Annotated in this window: 2 protein-coding genes; both read left to right on the top strand. The window is 65.4% G+C overall.

What is annotated here, in order from left to right; genetic code table 11:
* The coding region (locus tag ASE07_RS30580) for a phosphopantetheine-binding protein (RefSeq protein ID WP_327196083.1) at positions 1-555 on the top strand (555 nt) is incomplete at its 5' end.
* The coding region (locus tag ASE07_RS30575) for a condensation domain-containing protein (protein WP_327196082.1) at positions 473-1,055 on the top strand (583 nt) is incomplete at its 3' end. The genes ASE07_RS30580 and ASE07_RS30575, both read left to right, overlap by 83 nt.

Here is a 1,055-nt window from a genome sequence, read left to right as displayed (position 1 = left end):
GTGCCGGCTGCCTATGTCGCACTCGACACCCTGCCGCTGACGCCGAATGGCAAGCTTGACCGCCAGGCGCTGCCGGCGCCGGATGGCGATGCCTATGCAGTGCGTGCGTATGAAGCACCGCAAGGCGAAGTTGAAACCGCACTGGCGGCGATCTGGGCCGAGGTGCTGAATCTCGACAGTGAGCAGGTCGGACGCAATGACCACTTCTTTGATCTGGGCGGCCACTCGCTGCTGGCCATGCGGGTGGTGTCGCGCATCCGTGAAGTGCTGGGTGTCGAAGTCGGCGTGACCGGGTTGTTCGAGCATCCGCTGCTGGCGAGCCTGGCCCAATCGCTCACCCATGCCGGGCGCAGCAACCTGCCGGCCATTACGGTCGTGTCGCGGGAAGAGCCGCTGCCCTTGTCGTATGCGCAGCAGCGGCTGTGGTTCCTGTCGCAGATGCAAGGGGTGAGCCAGGCGTACCACGTACCACATGCCGATGGGCCTGCGCCTGGGCGGAGTGCTGAACCATCAGGCACTGCGGCTTGCGCTGGACCGCATCGTCGCACGTCATGAATCGCTGCGCACCACCTTCGTGCTGGTCGACGGCGTTCCGGTGCAGCACATTGCCGATGCGCACTGCGGCTTTGCATTGCAGGAACACGACCTGCGCAACCAGAGCGACGCCGAAGCCAAACTCGACGAACTGGCCGAGGCCGAAGCCGCAGCACCGTTCGATCTGGCAGCCGGCCCGCTGGTGCGTGGTCGCCTGATCCGGATGGCCGACGACGAGCATGTACTGCTGGTGACGATGCACCACATCGTCTCCGACGGCTGGTCGCAGGGAGTGCTGATCAATGAGTTCAGCGCGCTATACAACGCGTATTGCGAAGGACGCGACGATCCTCTGCCGCCGCTGGCGATCCAGTACGCCGACTATGCAGTCTGGCAGCGACGCTGGATCGATGGGGAGGTACTGCAGGCGCAGGCGGCCTACTGGCAGCAGGCGTTGGCGGGGGCGCCGGCATTGCTGGAGTTGCCGACCGACCGGCCACGTCCGGCGGTGCAGGACTATG

Source organism: Noviherbaspirillum sp. Root189, from assembly GCF_001428545.1.
Classification (GTDB): Bacteria; Pseudomonadota; Gammaproteobacteria; order Burkholderiales; family Burkholderiaceae_D; genus Noviherbaspirillum.
This window is presented reverse-complemented; position numbering and strand designations above follow the sequence as displayed.